11 protein-coding genes, 2 tRNA genes and 2 rRNA genes (1 of these 15 cut by a window edge) are annotated in these 17,539 nt (G+C 43.0%); 3 read left to right on the top strand and 12 right to left on the bottom strand.

All coding sequences use genetic code 11. The annotated features are described in order from the left end of the window. From SP4011_RS01060 to argR, 12 genes are all read right to left on the bottom strand, one after another. Positions 1 to 453, bottom strand: a 23S ribosomal RNA gene (locus SP4011_RS01060); it reaches 2,448 nt to the left of the window's first position. A 124-nt stretch (positions 454 to 577) separates the two neighbouring features. Then, positions 578 to 650 (bottom strand) — tRNA-Ala (locus SP4011_RS01055). A 51-nt stretch (positions 651 to 701) separates the two neighbouring features. After that, positions 702 to 2,247: ribosomal RNA gene (locus SP4011_RS01050) — 16S ribosomal RNA — on the bottom strand. The 16S and 23S rRNA genes sit together here with 2 tRNA genes alongside, the layout of an rRNA operon. Positions 2,248 to 2,490: 243 nt before the next feature. Continuing rightward, positions 2,491 to 2,562, bottom strand: a tRNA-Glu gene (locus SP4011_RS01045). Positions 2,563 to 2,944: 382 nt separating this feature from the next. Further along, entirely contained in the window at positions 2,945 to 3,379 is a 435-nt protein-coding gene (locus tag SP4011_RS01040) for a cytidine deaminase family protein (protein WP_050243285.1), read from the bottom strand. Positions 3,380 to 3,392: 13 nt separating this feature from the next. After that, entirely contained in the window at positions 3,393 to 4,853 is a 1,461-nt protein-coding gene (gene gltX, locus SP4011_RS01035) for a glutamate--tRNA ligase (protein WP_172927958.1), read from the bottom strand. 127 nt (positions 4,854 to 4,980) lie between these two features. After that, positions 4,981 to 6,330, bottom strand: a complete 1,350-nt coding sequence (locus SP4011_RS01030) for a glucose-6-phosphate isomerase (protein WP_000018268.1) — start codon at positions 6,328 to 6,330, stop codon at positions 4,981 to 4,983. A 168-nt stretch (positions 6,331 to 6,498) separates the two neighbouring features. After that, positions 6,499 to 7,188: a gamma-glutamyl-gamma-aminobutyrate hydrolase family protein gene (locus SP4011_RS01025; protein WP_000124770.1), complete on the bottom strand. Its 690-nt coding sequence runs from the start codon at positions 7,186 to 7,188 to the stop codon at positions 6,499 to 6,501. A gap of 138 nt (positions 7,189 to 7,326) precedes the next feature. Further along, positions 7,327 to 9,093 (bottom strand): multidrug efflux ABC transporter subunit PatB, encoded by a 1,767-nt coding sequence (gene patB, locus SP4011_RS01020; RefSeq protein WP_338619517.1) that lies wholly within the window; start codon positions 9,091 to 9,093, stop codon positions 7,327 to 7,329. Position 9,094: 1 nt separating this feature from the next. Further along, positions 9,095 to 10,801: a multidrug efflux ABC transporter subunit PatA gene (patA, locus tag SP4011_RS01015; protein WP_338619516.1), complete on the bottom strand. Its 1,707-nt coding sequence runs from the start codon at positions 10,799 to 10,801 to the stop codon at positions 9,095 to 9,097. Between the two features lie 145 nt (positions 10,802 to 10,946). Further along, a complete protein-coding gene (gene mutS, locus SP4011_RS01010) occupies positions 10,947 to 13,481 on the bottom strand; it encodes a DNA mismatch repair protein MutS (protein ID WP_338619515.1) in 2,535 nt (844 codons plus the stop codon). A gap of 50 nt (positions 13,482 to 13,531) precedes the next feature. Next, the gene (argR, locus tag SP4011_RS01005; RefSeq protein WP_001231476.1) at positions 13,532 to 13,978 is read right to left on the bottom strand and encodes an arginine repressor; all 447 of its coding nucleotides are present in this window, start codon (positions 13,976 to 13,978) and stop codon (positions 13,532 to 13,534) included. A gap of 135 nt (positions 13,979 to 14,113) precedes the next feature. Between argR and argS the strand changes: the two genes are divergently transcribed. The 3 genes from argS to SP4011_RS00990 all read left to right on the top strand — a co-directional run bounded on the left by argS (position 14,114) and on the right by SP4011_RS00990 (position 17,539). Beyond that, on the top strand, positions 14,114 to 15,805 hold the full coding sequence (gene argS, locus SP4011_RS01000) for an arginine--tRNA ligase (RefSeq protein ID WP_338619512.1): 1,692 nt from the start codon (positions 14,114 to 14,116) through the stop codon (positions 15,803 to 15,805). Positions 15,806 to 16,107: 302 nt separating this feature from the next. Then, on the top strand, positions 16,108 to 16,353 hold the full coding sequence (locus SP4011_RS00995; protein ID WP_020903404.1) for a hypothetical protein: 246 nt from the start codon (positions 16,108 to 16,110) through the stop codon (positions 16,351 to 16,353). Between the two features lie 169 nt (positions 16,354 to 16,522). Next, the gene (locus tag SP4011_RS00990; protein WP_338619510.1) at positions 16,523 to 17,539 is read left to right on the top strand and encodes an NAD(P)H-dependent glycerol-3-phosphate dehydrogenase; all 1,017 of its coding nucleotides are present in this window, start codon (positions 16,523 to 16,525) and stop codon (positions 17,537 to 17,539) included.

Raw genomic sequence — 17,539 nt, 5'->3', positions numbered from 1 at the left:
GGGAGATGGTCCTCCCAGATTCCGACGGGATTTCACGTGTCCCGCCGTACTCAGGATACTGCTAGGTACAAAGACTATTTTAAATACGAGGCTATTACTCTCTTTGGCTGATCTTCCCAAATCATTCTTCTATAATCTTTGAGTCCACATTGCAGTCCTACAACCCCGAAGAGTAAACTCTTCGGTTTGCCCTCCTGCCGTTTCGCTCGCCGCTACTAAGGCAATCGCTTTTGCTTTCTCTTCCTGCAGCTACTTAGATGTTTCAGTTCACTGCGTCTTCCTCCTCACATCCTTAACAGATGCGGGTAACAGGTAGTACCTGTTGGGTTCCCCCATTCGGAAATCCCTGGATCATCGCTTACTTACAGCTACCCAAGGCATATCGTCGTTTGTCACGTCCTTCTTCGGCTCCTAGTGCCAAGGCATCCACCGTGCGCCCTTATTAACTTAACCTTATTTTCTGACCTTTCAGTCATAAACTCTTATTAATACTACAGCGTTTTCGGTTTATTTTCTTGTTACTATTTGATATAGATATTCAATTTTCAATGTGCATTACTTGGTGATCTCTCACCAATGGAGCCTAGCGGGATCGAACCGCTGACCTCCTGCGTGCAAAGCAGGCGCTCTCCCAGCTGAGCTAAGGCCCCACAAGACCTCTCAAGACTAAACAAGACCAATGCGCAGTTCCTTATCCTTAGAAAGGAGGTGATCCAGCCGCACCTTCCGATACGGCTACCTTGTTACGACTTCACCCCAATCATCTATCCCACCTTAGGCGGCTGGCTCCTTACGGTTACCTCACCGACTTCGGGTGTTACAAACTCTCGTGGTGTGACGGGCGGTGTGTACAAGGCCCGGGAACGTATTCACCGCGGCGTGCTGATCCGCGATTACTAGCGATTCCGACTTCATGTAGGCGAGTTGCAGCCTACAATCCGAACTGAGACTGGCTTTAAGAGATTAGCTTGCCGTCACCGGCTTGCGACTCGTTGTACCAGCCATTGTAGCACGTGTGTAGCCCAGGTCATAAGGGGCATGATGATTTGACGTCATCCCCACCTTCCTCCGGTTTATTACCGGCAGTCTCGCTAGAGTGCCCAACTGAATGATGGCAACTAACAATAGGGGTTGCGCTCGTTGCGGGACTTAACCCAACATCTCACGACACGAGCTGACGACAACCATGCACCACCTGTCACCTCTGTCCCGAAGGAAAGCTCTATCTCTAGAGCGGTCAGAGGGATGTCAAGACCTGGTAAGGTTCTTCGCGTTGCTTCGAATTAAACCACATGCTCCACCGCTTGTGCGGGCCCCCGTCAATTCCTTTGAGTTTCAACCTTGCGGTCGTACTCCCCAGGCGGAGTGCTTAATGCGTTAGCTACGGCACTAAACCCCGGAAAGGGTCTAACACCTAGCACTCATCGTTTACGGCGTGGACTACCAGGGTATCTAATCCTGTTTGCTCCCCACGCTTTCGAGCCTCAGCGTCAGTTACAAGCCAGAGAGCCGCTTTCGCCACCGGTGTTCCTCCATATATCTACGCATTTCACCGCTACACATGGAATTCCACTCTCCCCTCTTGCACTCAAGTTAAACAGTTTCCAAAGCGTACTATGGTTAAGCCACAGCCTTTAACTTCAGACTTATCTAACCGCCTGCGCTCGCTTTACGCCCAATAAATCCGGACAACGCTCGGGACCTACGTATTACCGCGGCTGCTGGCACGTAGTTAGCCGTCCCTTTCTGGTAAGATACCGTCACAGTGTGAACTTTCCACTCTCACACTCGTTCTTCTCTTACAACAGAGCTTTACGATCCGAAAACCTTCTTCACTCACGCGGCGTTGCTCGGTCAGACTTCCGTCCATTGCCGAAGATTCCCTACTGCTGCCTCCCGTAGGAGTCTGGGCCGTGTCTCAGTCCCAGTGTGGCCGATCACCCTCTCAGGTCGGCTATGTATCGTCGCCTTGGTGAGCCGTTACCCCACCAACTAGCTAATACAACGCAGGTCCATCTGGTAGTGATGCATTTGCACCTTTTAAGCAAATGTCATGCAACATCTACTCTTATGCGGTATTAGCTATCGTTTCCAATAGTTATCCCCCGCTACCAGGCAGGTTACCTACGCGTTACTCACCCGTTCGCAACTCATCCAGAGAAGCAAGCTCCTCCTTCAGCGTTCTACTTGCATGTATTAGGCACGCCGCCAGCGTTCGTCCTGAGCCAGGATCAAACTCTCATTAAAAGTTTGAGTTCTCACTCATTTCTGTCACTGACAGATTTATTGTTTTTTCATTGTTCAGTACTACAACCTTAGTTGTAGTGCCCTGCACATTGGTTCGTCTTGTTCAGTTTTCAAAGGTCTTTGTCACTCGCTTCTCTCAAGCGACAACTATATTAGTATATCACAGTCGCTTTCGCTTGTCAACACTTTTTTGAAACTTTTTTAAAACTTTTTTCATCAAGTGTTACAACCGTAACATACCCATAGTCCGTACGGGATTCGAACCCGTGTTACCGCCGTGAAAAGGCGGTGTCTTAACCCCTTGACCAACGGACCAGAGCTGTTATTTTCAACTCTTACTATTATACCCACTTTTCAAACTTTGTCAACACCTTTTTTAAACTTTTTTTAATTTTTTTCGACTTTGGTAACTTCTCAAAGTAACTTCCACCATAGCGGAACTTAATCTGAAACGCTTTTAGATGAGGGGATTTTGTGCGCTCTTTTTTTCGATTCATTTTGGCTACAAAAGCTATGAAATCAAGCATGATTAAAACCAGTTGAACTTACGCTGACACGGATCTCCACTGGTTTTTACGATTTTTATCAGACCAACTTCCACTTGGATTAGCAGTAGAACTTAGTTTGGGAATTTACCTTTTTTTCAAATCAACTTTTTCAAATTATAGTAAAAAGAGCCAGAATTATACTGACTCTTCTATTGTTCATTAAACTTAGAAGCACGTTCTTCTCCCCACCAATAGGGGATTAGTTCTGCGACTTTAACTGTTTTTCTTGTATCATAGTCCATCATGACTTCTGCATCTTTATTTTCAGCGTTCAACTCTAAAAGGAATTCTCTGCAAGCTCCACAGGGCATTCCTGAACTTCCACCATAAGGTGGTTTGTCTCGAAAGGCTAATACTTTTTTAACCTTAGTTTGTCCTGAAAATTGGTACATATTGAAGAGTGCTGCCCGCTCTGCGCAGAGATGGAACACACCACAGGTTCCCTCCATACAGAATCCTGTAAATATTTGTCCATCTTCTGCTTCTACTGCAGCTACAACATGATTAGCATAAACAAAGTCTGATACTTCATGTGGATTGTATAGCTTCTGTGCTTCTTCATACATCTTTTCCCAGATGTCCATTGTTGCATCCTCCTTATTTAGAGATTTCCTTTAACATATTTTCGATATGCTGGATTGATTTTTCACGGCCTAACAAGAAGATCGTATCTGGCAACTCTGGACCATGCATTTCACCTGAAACAGCGATACGAATAGGCATGAAAAGATTTTTCCCTTTAATACCTGTTTCTTTTTGGACTGCTTTAATTTGTGGGAAGATATTTTCTGTCACAAATTCATCATCTGTCATTGCTTCAAGTTTTGCTTTGAAGGCTTCAAGAACTGTTGGGACTGTTTCACCTGCCATGACTTCGCGCTCTGCTTCTGTCAATTCTGGGAAATCTGAGAAGAAAAGATCTGTCAATGGAATAATTTCATCTACTGATTTCATTTGTGGTTTATAGAGCTCAACTAGTTTTTCAGCTTTGTCAGTTAAACGTCCTGCTTCTTCTAGGAATGGTTTTGCCATTTCAAAGATGGTTTCTAAATCTGCATTCTTGATATAATCATTGCTCATCCAGTCTAGTTTTTTCTGGTCAAAGGCTGCTGGAGACTTGCTGAGGCGGTTTTCATCGAAAAGTTTAATGAGTTCCTCACGAGAGAAAATCTCATCTTCGCCACCTGGGTTCCAACCAAGAAGAGCAATAAAGTTAAAGACTGCTTCTGGTAAATAACCTTTTTTACGGTAGTCTTCGATAAACTGAAGAGTATTAGTATCACGTTTAGATAACTTCTTACCAGTTTCAGAATTGATAATCAAGGTCATGTGACCGAACTCTGGAGCTTCCCAACCAAGGGCTTCATAAACCATGAGCTGTTTTGGTGTGTTGGCAATGTGGTCGTCTCCACGGATAACATGGGAGATTTGCATATCATGGTCATCGATGACAACGGCAAAGTTGTAAGTTGGGTAACCGTCTTTCTTTTGGATAACCCAGTCACCACCAATATTGCCACCTTCAAATTCAATATCGCCTTTAACCATATCATGCCACTTGTAGATACCTGACTCATTGACAGCCAAACGAACCGTTGGGATGATTCCTGCTGCTTCACGTTCTGAGATGTAAGTCGCTTTTTCCTCTTCACTCATGCCAAGGTATTCATTTACGTAGCGAGGTGTTTCACCAGCTGCTTCTTGGCGTTCGCGTTCAGCCGCTAATTCTTCTTCTGTAACATAAGATTTGTAAGCTTTTCCTTCAGCTAATAGTTGGTCAATGTATTTTTGATACAAGTCCAAACGCTCAGACTGACGGTAGTTTTCATGTGTTTCTGGACTTTCATCCCAATCCATGCCCAACCAACGAAGGTTTTCAAGCTGTGAACGTTCACCATCTTCGACATGACGTTTACGGTCAGTATCTTCGATACGGATAATAAAAGTTCCACCATGATGACGGGCGTAAAGATAGTTGAACAATGCTGTACGAGCATTTCCGATGTGTAGTAGTCCTGTTGGACTTGGTGCGTAACGTACGCGGATATCTTTTGACATAGTTTCTCCTATAAAGTCTCTAGGCGTCTGCCTTTTTGCTCTCTATATTATATCACAAGTCTTGGCTGAGTCCAATTTCTATGGATAAAGAGAGTAAAAAGAGTGGGCAAGCCACTCTTTTCTTCTATTATAGACGTGCGTTAAGTTCTTTGCTCAATTCTTCAAATCCTGGTTTTCCAAGAAGGGCAAACATGTTACGTTTGTAAGCTTCAACACCTGGTTGGTCAAATGGGTTGATAGCATTCAAGTAACCTGAAAGAGCGATAGCCAATTCGAAGAAGTAGATAGTGTAACCAAGAGTGAAAGCGTCTTGCTCTGGAAGAGTCACATACATGTTTGGTACATCACCATCTGTGTGGGCAAGAAGAACACCATCAGTCGCTTTTTTGTTTACAAAGTCAACGTCTTTTCCTTGAAGGTAACCAAGTCCGTCAAGGTCTTCTTCCAAGCTAGGGATAATCACGTTTTTACGAGGTTTGTCAACACGGACAACTGTTTCAAACATGATACGAGTTCCTTCTTGGATAAATTGACCAAGTGAGTGCAAGTCAGTTGAGAAGTTGGCTGAAGTTGGGTAGATACCTTTTTGGTCTTTTCCTTCTGATTCACCAGCCAATTGTTTCCACCATTCTGAGAAGTATTGAAGTGATGGCTCGTAGTTTACCAAGATCTCAGTTGCATAGCCTTTACGGTAAAGGATGTTACGAACTGCTGCGTATTGGTAAGCTTCGTTTTCAGAGATTTTGTCTGAAGTGTAGTCTTTGCGAGCTGCATTCGCACCTTCCATAAGGGCTTTGATGTCAGCTCCTGATGCAGCGATTGGAAGCAAACCAACTGCTGTCAATACTGAGAAGCGTCCACCGATGTCATCTGGAACAACAAATGTTTCCCAGCCGTTAGCATCTGCTTCAACCTTAACAGCACCTTTTTGGCGGTCAGTTGTTGCATAGATACGTTTGTTGGCTTCTTCTTGACCGTATTTCTTAACCAAGAGTTCTTTGAAAACACGGAAAGCGATAGCTGGTTCAGTTGTTGTACCTGATTTAGAAATCACGTTTACTGAGAAGTCTTTGTCTGCAACATACTCTACCAAGTCAGCAAGGTAAGTAGATGAGATTGAGTTTCCAGCGTAAAGGATTTGTGGAGCTTTACGTTCTTCTTTTGTTTGCAAGTTAGCAAAATGGTGGTTCAAGAAGTCGATTGCTGCTTTGGCACCAAGGTAAGATCCACCGATACCGATTACAACCAAGACATCGCTGTCTGATTTGATTTGCTCAGCAGCTTTCAAGATACGGTCAAATTCTTCACGGTCGTAGTTTTCAGGAAGATCCAACCATCCCAAGAAGTCGCTACCAGCACCAGTTCCTTTACGGATCAATTCATCTGCTGCTGTTACTTGTGATTGCATGTATTCCACTTCATGTGGTGCAACAAATTTGTCTAAGACTTTTGAATAATCAAATTTAATATGTGACATGTTATTCCTCCAATATTTCTTCTTTTCTATCATAACGCTTACCTTCGTTTTTTTCAAGTTTTTTATCGAATTTCTCCAATTTTTATCAGAATTCAAACGTTTGCGTAAAATCCCACATTCCAAAAATTTTGAAAAAATAAAAGAAAGAACGACTAGATGTTCCAGTCGTTACAGTTCATTCAATAAATACTCAAATAATTCTAAATTACCATCTTCTTCATTAACCAGAAACTCTGGATGCCACTGCAAACCGATAATGCGGTGCTCATCGATAGACTCAATCGCTTCGATGGTCTGGTCTCTTGGATCAATAGCAGTTACACGGAAATTAGGTGCCAAATCTTTAATGCTTTGACGATGGACAGAGTTGACCTGACTTTCTTTCCCAAATAGCTTGGCCACCACGCTTCCTTCCACTGTCTCAATAGAGTGAGATGTTCCGAAAGGTAGGCCTTGCCAGTGACCTTCGATTTCTTGATTGAGGGTTCCACCAAAGGCAACATTGACAAGTTGGACACCGCGACAGATTGCCATAATTGGTTTATTCTGACGAAGCGCTTCTTTCAGGAGAGCCAGTTCAAACTCATCACGTACTAGATTGTAATCATCACTCTCGATGGTCTTTTTCTCTCCATAAAACTGAGGATGAACATTTTGGCCTCCTGTCAAAATGAGTTTGTCAATCATTTCCACATAATCGCGTACAACTGACTCATCACCAACAGGAATGACTAAAGGGAGACCGCCGACTTGACGAATGCTCTCTGCGAATCTACAAGATACAGATGAATGAATGTTTTTGCCTTCTGCGTCTACGGGACATAGATTTGCAGCAACTCCTACAACCGTTCTAGCCATGATGTCTCTCCTTTCGAATATTAACGATAGTCCTATCATATCACTCAAAATGACTTTCGTCTAATATGTTTTTTTAAAGGCCGTGATAAAAATTTTTTATAGACAAGAAAAAGCTGCCCACATAGGACAACTTTTTTCTTATTCAAAAACAAATTGATTGTGATAGAGTTCTGAGTAAAATCCACCTAACTTCAAGAGTTCATGGTGGTTACCACGTTCAATGACTTCTCCATCTTTGAGGACAATAATCTGGTCTGCATTGAGGATGGTCTTCAAACGGTGGGCAATGACGAAACTAGTTCTGCCTGCTACAACCGCCTCCATGGCATGCTGAATCTTGCTTTCTGTCACCGTATCTACGTTTGAAGTTGCTTCATCTAGAATGAGAACTTCTGGATCTGTCATCAGGGTTCGAGCGATAGAAATCAATTGCTTTTGTCCTGTTGAGAAGATGCTCTGGTCATCATCTATAAGAGTATCGTATTTATCAGGTAAGCTTTCGATATAGTCATGAATGTGGGTTGCTTTGGCTGCTGCCTCAACCATTTCTTGACTAGCATCTGGCATACCGAAACGGATATTGTCTCGAATGGTTCCACTAAATAAGACTGAATCTTGCAAGACAATTCCCACCTTGCTTCTGAGACTATCTAAATCATAGTCACGGATGTCTTTGCCGTCAAAATAAATCCCACCAGCATCAACATCATAAAAGCGATTGATGAGGTTCATAATAGTCGTTTTCCCTGAACCTGTTGGACCAACAACCGCCGTCATCTGTCCTTTCGGAGCGGAAATGCTGACATCTTTCAAAATAGGTTTATCAGGCAAATACGAGAAATCAATATGACTGATTTCAACACCTTCTTGCAACTGAGTGAAGATTGGAGCCTTTTCAGGTCGGATTTCTTCCTCTGCGTCAAACATTTCCTGAATCCGTTCAGCCCCAGTAAAGGCTAACTGAAGGCTTCCCCAACTAGCTGCAACTTGGATAATAGGCTGGTAGTACTGCTGTGAAAATTGGGCAAACATAACAATCAAACCTAAGGCTGTACTTGTTTCAATAGACTTATCATTCAAAAGTACAGCTGAACCAGCAAAGATAACGATGGCTGTGTTGACCAGGCTCATCCCATTCATGACAGGGAAAAGAATTCCTGAGAACATCCTTCCTTTAAAGGTCGCCTTGCGCACGCGCTCATTTTGTTCAAGAAATCCTGCCATCATATCCTCTTGAATTCCTTGTACAATCACGGCTTTTTGACCTGAGATACTCTCATCCATATAGGCGTTGAGCTTCCCTACCTCTTTCTGCTGGAGGTTGGTGTATTTGCGTGCCATTTTCACGATGAAAATCAGCATGAGGAAGGCTACTGGTGTGCTGGCAATAGCGATGAGGGCCAGCGTCACATTTCTCGAAAACATGACAAGAATCAGACCGATATATAAAACAATATTGCTCATGACCTGAACCAGACTTTCATTAAAGGCTTGGAGGATATTATCCAAATCACTAGTAAAACGAGATAGGATATCGCCATCCTGTCGGCGGTCAAAGAAAGAAACCGTTAACCGAGCAAGCTTACCGAAGAGGCCTTTGCGCATCTCGTTGGTCGACTCCGCAATCACGCGCGTCATGAGACACATGTATATCACACTAGAGATAAATAGAACCAAAACCAGCAGACCAAGATTGAACATGATTCCTGATAGGCTTTGCCAAACAAGTTCTGGATTGCCATCTTGATAAGCTTGAACTAAATTGGCTAGCTCTGTTACTGCTTGTCCAGAAAAGACCGGAAAGAGGGCTTGGGCAAGAGTAGCCAGAACAATCATCAGGATGACAACTACAAATGATAGCTTATAGACTTTAAAATAATTCCAAAAAAATTGAACTGTCTTCATTTTACTCCTCCTTTCCTTTCTGTGTTTCGTAGATTTCACGGTAAACGGCATTGTTGGCAACCAAGTCTGCATGCGTGCCTTGACCAATCAATCGTCCTTGATCCAGTACCAAGATCTTGTCTGCATGAACAACCGAGCTAATCTTTTGAGCGATGATAATGGTTGTCGTCCCTTTCAAGTCCTTATTCAAGGCTTCTTGCACTAGGCGCTCTGACTTGGCATCCAAGGCCGAGGTCGAATCGTCAAAAATCAGAATACGCGGATTGCTGACAATTCCACGAGCAATCGACATCCGTTGCTTTTGCCCACCAGAGAAATTGGTTCCCCGTTCCTCAACTGGACTTTCAAAGGTTTTCTCCATACGATGAATGAATTCACTGGCTTGGGCAATATTGGCTGCTCGCTCCATTTCAAATAGAGTGGCATCTCCCTTACCCTGTCTCAAGTTATCTGCAATCGTTCCACTGAAGAGAATGGCACGTTGGAGAACGATAGACACTGTTTTACGCAGGGTTCCTTCACTCACTTCTCGAATATCCTTGCCACCGATTTTAATAGAGCCTTCTTGCGGATCAAAGAGACGTGGAATCAATTGAGCCAAGGTTGACTTCCCTGCACCAGTCGCTCCAACGACACCAACCATTTGACCAGATTCAATAGTAAAGCTCACATCTTTCAGCATCGGTTCCTTATCCATTGGATAGGTAAAGGTTACATTTTCAAAGCTAAGACTTCCGACCAACTCTTCATCTGGCACATCCTTGAAGGTCATAGCTGGCTCTGCGTCAAGAATTTCTCGAATACGACGCATAGAAATCATAGCACGACTGACAGAATTTCCCAAAAATCCAACCATGACAACGGTAAAGATAATCTGGCTCAGGTAATTGACAAAGGAAGCAATGGATCCAACAACTGACGGATCCGACTGAACCATCCCAGCAACTAGCCAAATAGAGAGGAAAACCGCCCCGTAGCCGACCAACATCATAAAGGGTTCCACTACTGAAAAGGCATAACCGATGTAAAGGTTTTGACCAAGAAGCTCGTCTGAAACCTCCGTAAACTTAGCAAACTGCTCTTTTTCTTGGACAAAGGACTTGACCACGCGAACGCCACGCAGATTTTCCTTAGCAATTGCATTGATGCGCTCAAGAAGGGTTTGAAACTTGGCAAAACGAGGCTCCATCATCCCCATCATGACAGCAGTCAAACCAAAAATCAAGACTACCATGAGAACAATCACCCACCACAGAGAAGGTAAAGTTTGAACCGCCAGGATAAAGGAACCGATGAACAAGAGGGGAAGTCTGAAAAGAATTTGGAAGGTCATCATGACCACGTTCTGAATCTGGTTGATATCATTTGTCATGCGAACAACTAGATTTCCCGCATTAAATTGTTCAATATTGGCATAAGAAAAGGTTTGGATTTTACGGAAGGCATCCTCTCGAAGGTCGGATGAAACTCCTTGGGCAATATAGGCTGCAAGGATAACATTAAGCCCACCAGCAACCAAACCGACCAAGGCCACACCAATCAACCAAGCCCCGATACTATAAATGGCTTCATATTTTCCAGCAAGGAGGGCGTCTAAGACTTCCTGCAGATAACGCGGTTGCAAAAGTGAACTAGCAACCATCAAGCCCGTCATCAGGAGCGAAGCTAAGGCCTGCCACTTGTAGGTTTTTATTTTCTGAATCAGCATACTTTCTCCTTAAAAAATAGACAAAAGGGAGCGACAATGCGTCAGCTCCTTTTCATTCTGTTTGTGTGATGTTATTCTAGCAAAAAAATGGGAACTTGTCAAAGAAGGCTCCTTGATATAGCTAGAATGACAAGTAATTCATTCTTTATAATTTTTGTTTTAACTCGACCAAGACATTCATAGCCTGCATAGGTGTCATATTGTAAACATCCAGTTTAGCTAATTCTGCTAGGATAGGATGCTCTTCTGCCGTATCAAAGAGTGAAATCTGTTCTGAGACAGTACTTGTTTGTTTCATAGGAGTAGGACTTTCTGTACCCTGATTCTCTAACTGAGTCAAAATCTTATCCGCCCTTGCTAAAAGGTCTGCTGGCAAGCCAGCAATCTTGGCTACATGGATACCGTAGGATTTGTCAGCTGGCCCTGGTTCAATCTTATGAAGGAAGGTCACCTGCCCATCCTGCTCCAAGGTTGCCACATGGACATTGACCAAGTGTTCCAAGCTAGACTCCAGACTAGTCAACTCATGGTAGTGGGTCGCAAAGAGGGTCTTGGCTCCAATATGCTCATGGATGTATTCGATGATAGACTGAGCAAGAGCCATTCCGTCATAAGTTGCAGTTCCGCGACCTAACTCATCAAAGAGAATGAGAGAGTTCTTGGTCGCATGCGAAATGGCATTGTTGGCCTCCATCATCTCCACCATAAAGGTTGATTGGCCTGAAACCAAGTCATCTGCTGCTCCGATACGGGTAAAGATAGCATCAAAAATAGGTAAATGGGCGCTTTCTGCTGGCACATAAGAACCCAACTGAGCCATAACCGCCGTCATGGCTAACTGACGCATGTAGGTTGACTTCCCGCTCATATTGGGCCCTGTAATCAGTTGAATACTGGTATCTTCTGCCATCTGAATCGTATTGGGAATATAGGTCTGAGCCCCCATAACCTTTTCAACGACAGCATGGCGCCCTTTCTGGATATCAATTCGCGAATCATCTCCGAACTCAGGTCGAATCAAATGCTGGGTTTCGGCCACAACTGCTAGACTTTGCAAGACATCAACTGTCGCAATTCCTTGAGCTAGAGCCTGCAAACGCTGGATGTACTTGCTGACCTCTTCACGAATGCGCATAAAGATTTCGTACTCTAGGTTGGCTGACTTCTCACGCGCCTCCAGCATATCTCCCTCGATACGCGCCAATTCCTCGGTTCCAAAACGTTCCGAGTTTTTCAGCGTTGCCTTGCGGAAAAAGTGAGCAGGCACATTTCCCAGTTGAGAATTGGTCACATGGAAATAGTAGCCATCCTTTTTATTGTAGTCAATCTTAAGCGTACTGATACCAGAGTTTTCTCGCTCCTTAGCCTCAATTTCAGCAATCCAACCAGTCCCTTCTCTGAGAACGCGACGGTACTTGTCTAAGGTCTCATCAAATCCAGTCCGGATAATGCCCCCATCTGTAATCACATGAGGAGCTTCAGGAGCAATCGCTGCGCTAATCAAACTCTCCAACTCAGGGATTCCATCCAATTGTTCGATAAGATAAGCCAGAGCAGGTTGCTCCATCCCTTCTAAAATCGCACGAATCCGTGGCACACTAGACAAGGTAGTCGCCAACTGCAAGAGATCCTTTGGGTTGGTCTTGCCAAAAGAAACCCGACTAGCCAAGCGTTCGATGTCATAAACACCCTTGAGACTGTCTGTCAAATCACTGCGCTCAAAGAAATGGTCGAGGAAAACCTGCACCACTTCTTGACGTTGGATGATTCGTTCCTTATCAATCAAAGGACGATGAATCCAAGACCGCAAGAGCCGCATACCCATAGCTGTTTTGGTTTCATCCAAAAGCCAGAAAAGACTGCCTTGCTTCTTGCCTGACCGAGCATTCTCAACCAAATCCAGACTGGCCTTGGTCGCATAATCCATCTGCAAGAAATCCTTGATTTCATAGCGAATAACAGGTTTGAGGTGGTTCAATTCCCTCATCTGAGTCCGATGAACATACTGGAGCAATTTACTAGATGCCGCTTGCTCCACAGATGCCAATCGTGAATCCAGTAAATGAAGGTCTTCAAAGCCTTCTTTTTCATAGGAAAGTACCAGATTCATCTGACGACTAAGGATTTGTTCCTCTTCCTCAGACAAGTCATAGCCCAGCACCACTTCTCGCGCCTTGAGATTACGGATTTCCCCACAAACCAGCGTGAAATCCAAAAGACCTGTCACATAAAAGTCACCCGTCACCAGGTCCATATAAGCTAAGCCAAATTGATTGCCATCTCGATCTATGGCAACCAAAAAATTATTCTGACTGTCCGGCTTACTGCTATCGACCACTGTCCCTGGCGTAATGACCTGAACAACCTCTCGTTTAACAACCCCAACTGCTTGTTTAGGATCTTCCATCTGCTCTGCGATAGCTACCTTATAGCCCTGCTCAATCAAGACATCGATATACTGTTGGGCAGAATGATAGGGAACACCCGCCATAGGGATCGGATTGTCCGCATTCTTGTTGCGACTCGTTAAGGAAATTTCCAGAATCTGCGCAGCATTGACCGCATCCTCATAAAATAATTCATAAAAATCACCCATCCGAAAGAGCAAAAAAGCATCTGGATATTGCTTTTTTATATCCACATACTGTTGCATGCCGGGTGATAGCTTTTCTGTCGCCATTTTCCGTCTCTCCTTGTCAAAAATAAGTCTTGAGAGCAACTCCCAAGACCTTACTTATCTTTCATCAAATCTAGCAAACGATCTTCCATGAGTTTGGCAACGTGCTGGTCTCGACAAATGACCAATAAGGTATTGGCACCAGCAACTGTTCCTAAAATCCATTCATCCTTGTTTGCATCTACAATATTTGCCAAAACAGAGGCTTCTCCCAGTTTGGTATGAAGCACCAAGGTAAACTCTGCTCTTGCAACACCTTCTAAATGATGAGACAAAAATTCAACCAAATCAATCTTTTCTGTCTCATTTGCTAGTACATAATACACCATATCATTTTTCTTGACCTTGGTCAAGCCGATTTCGCGCAAATCACGAGACAAGGTTGTCTGTGTCACAAAAACATTGTGCGCCTCCAACCGATCTTGAATTTCTTTTTGTGTACTTAATTTCTCCTCAGTAATCATTTTTTTTATTAACTGATGACGATCTCTTTTTCTCATAAAATCCTCTTATGTGAATATTTATAACTATTTTTATAACTATATTATACCAAAAAAATAGGAGATTTCAAAAATTTTTTCTTCTTTCTTTAAAATTGTGATAAAATAGTAGAAAAGTCCAAAAAGGAGCTCTTAATGAATACAAAAGAATTGATTGCTAGCGAATTGGCTAGCGTCATTGATAGCCTAGACCAAGAGGCTATTTTAAATTTACTGGAAACCCCTAAAAACTCAGAAATGGGAGACATCGCTTTCCCTGCTTTTTCTCTTGCAAAAGTCGAACGTAAAGCACCTCAAATGATTGCGGCTGAACTGGCTGAAAAAATTAACAGCCAAGCCTTTGAAAAGGTTGTCGCAACAGGACCTTACGTTAACTTTTTCCTTGATAAATCTGCCATTTCTGCTCAAGTATTGCAAGCTGTTATCACTCAAAAAGAACACTATGCTGACCAAACTATTGGCAAACAAGAAAATGTTGTTATCGATATGTCTAGTCCCAATATCGCTAAACCATTCTCTATTGGTCACCTGCGCTCAACTGTCATCGGAGATAGCTTATCACATATCTTCCAAAAAATCGGTTATCAAACGGTCAAGATCAACCATTTGGGAGACTGGGGTAAACAGTTTGGGATGCTGATTGTTGCCTACAAAAAATGGGGTGACGAAGAAGCTGTAAAAGCTCATCCAATTGATGAACTTCTTAAACTCTATGTCCGCATCAATGCTGAAGCTGAAAATGACCCTAGCTTGGATGAAGAAGCACGCGAATGGTTCCGTAAACTTGAAAATGGAGACGAGGAAGCTCTCGCTCTTTGGCAATGGTTCCGTGATGAAAGTTTAGTAGAATTTAACCGTCTTTACAATGAATTGCAAGTCGAATTTGACAGCTACAATGGGGAAGCCTTCTACAACGATAAGATGGATGCTGTTGTAGACATTCTTTCTGAAAAAGGCCTTCTTGTTGAATCAGAAGGTGCCCAAGTTGTGAATCTTGAGAAATATGGAATTGAACATCCAGCCCTTATCAAGAAATCTGATGGTGCAACTCTCTATATCACACGTGACTTAGCTGCAGCCCTTTACCGTAAAAACGAATACCAATTTGCTAAATCTATCTATGTCGTTGGTCAAGAGCAATCTGCCCACTTTAAACAGCTCAAAGCTGTTTTGCAAGAGATGGGCTACGATTGGAGTGACGACATTACCCATGTTCCTTTTGGTTTGGTTACAAAAGAAGGGAAGAAACTCTCTACTCGAAAAGGGAATGTCATCCTGCTAGAACCTACTGTTGCAGAGGCTGTTAGTCGTGCCAAAGCCCAAATCGAGGCTAAAAATCCTGAACTTGAAAACAAAGACCAGGTAGCGCATGCTGTTGGGGTTGGAGCCATTAAATTCTATGACCTCAAAACCGACCGTACAAATGGATACGACTTCGACCTAGAAGCTATGGTATCCTTCGAGGGGGAAACCGGTCCTTATGTACAATATGCCTATGCTCGTATCCAATCTATCTTACGCAAAGCGGATTTTAAACCAGAAACAGCTAGTAACTATAGCTTGAATGATGCTGAAAGTTGGGAAATCATCAAACTCATCCAAGACTTCCCACGTATTATCAACCGTGCGGCGGATAACTTTGAACCTTCTATCATTGCTAAATTTGCAATTAGCCTGGCTCAAGCCTTTAACAAATACTATGCACATACACGTATCCTAGACGAAAATCCTGAGCGCGACAGCCGTCTAGCCCTCAGCTACGCAACTGCAGTTGTTCTCAAAGAAGCCCTTCGCTTGCTTGGAGTAGAAGCGCCAGAGAAGATGTGATTCAGTACTAACAATTGGAACTAAAGTTCCTAATTGTTAGACGCTAGCCACTTATATGCGGACTAGCTAACTGCTTCACTAGTCATGTTCTCTAAATATAATCGATTTAGAGACCATGACGTCGTAATCTTCAAGTTACTTGATTGTAAAGCAGTCTAAGTAACTAAGACCAAATCCTATACGGATTTTGGTTTAGAGGTCTATCAAAAATCTTATCAAGTTTTGCTGGCTTGTTCTGCTATTTTATGTTCACTAAATCGATTTACTCACTACTACTTCTTTATCATACAGGGAGATTTCCTATGAGCCAATATGCTTATATCCTCGTTGTAATTAGTTTGGTTTTCCTTTTTCTGCTCAATAAGTACGAGAAGGAGAGACTGCAAAGGCTCTACCAAGAACAACTTTTGAAGGATGAAACATTTAGATCTGACATCAAAGAAAAAATTCACACGACTGAAAACATCAATGATGTCATTGCTTACATCAATAAAACTTATCATCTGGGAATGTTGCTATCAAAAGACATTACAGATCAATTGAAATAAACCTAGCTATACTTTAATGAATATCAAAACCGAGACTAAGAGTTTATCCCTTCGTCTCGGTTTTTGTATATTTTTCAAGTCACAAAGCCACCACTATCCCAGCAATGCAAGTGCAAAATCCTCTAGAATATGATAGAATAATGGAAAGGACTCTATTAAGGAGGAAATCATGGAAAAACAAACCATCGCCGTCTTGGGGCCTGGTTCTTGGGGAACTGCCCTTTCACAAGTCTTAAATGACAATGGACACGAGGTACGTATTTGGGGAAACATTCCCGAACAAATCAATGAAATTAATACCTATCATACTAACAAGCACTACTTTAAAGATGTCGTTCTAGACGAAAATATCATTGCCTACACCGACTTAGCAGAGGCATTAAAAGATGTAGATGCGATTTTGTTTGTTGTCCCAACAAAAGTGACACGACTTGTTGCCCAACAAGTTGCAAAAACCTTAGACCATAAGGCTATCATCATGCACGCTTCAAAGGGATTAGAGCCTGATAGTCATAAACGATTATCAACCATCCTTGAAGAAGAGATTCCTGAACAGCTCCGCAGTGATATCGTCGTTGTCTCAGGGCCTAGCCATGCAGAAGAGACCATTGTACGTGACCTGACTTTAATCACTGCTGCTTCTAAAGATTTACAAACAGCTCAATACGTTCAAGAACTCTTTAGTAATCACTACTTCCGACTTTATACCAATACGGATGTTATTGGAGTTGAAACTGCTGGTGCTCTTAAAAATATTATTGCTGTCGGTGCTGGAGCTTTACATGGTTTGGGATTTGGTGACAATGCTAAGGCAGCCATCATCGCTCGAGGCTTGGCAGAAATTACCCGCTTAGGAGTAGCACTCGGTGCCAGTCCATTGACCTATAGCGGCTTATCTGGTGTGGGAGATTTGATCGTAACGGGAACTTCCATCCACTCTCGTAACTGGAGAGCTGGAGATGCCCTTGGTCGTGGAGAATCCCTAGCTGATATCGAAGCCAATATGGGCATGGTAATTGAAGGAATCTCAACAACCCGAGCAGCCTATGAACTAGCGCAAGAACTTGGAGTCTATATGCCCATTACACAAGCCATTTACCAAGTTATCTACCACGGAACCAATATCAAAGATGCCATTTATGACATCATGAACAATGAATTTAAAGCAGAAAATGAGTGGTCTTAA

The organism is Streptococcus parapneumoniae (genome assembly GCF_037076355.1).
GTDB lineage: Bacteria > Bacillota > Bacilli > Lactobacillales > Streptococcaceae > Streptococcus > Streptococcus parapneumoniae.
The sequence above is the reverse complement of the archived record's forward strand: the minus strand, read 5'-3'. Positions and strand labels throughout refer to the sequence as shown.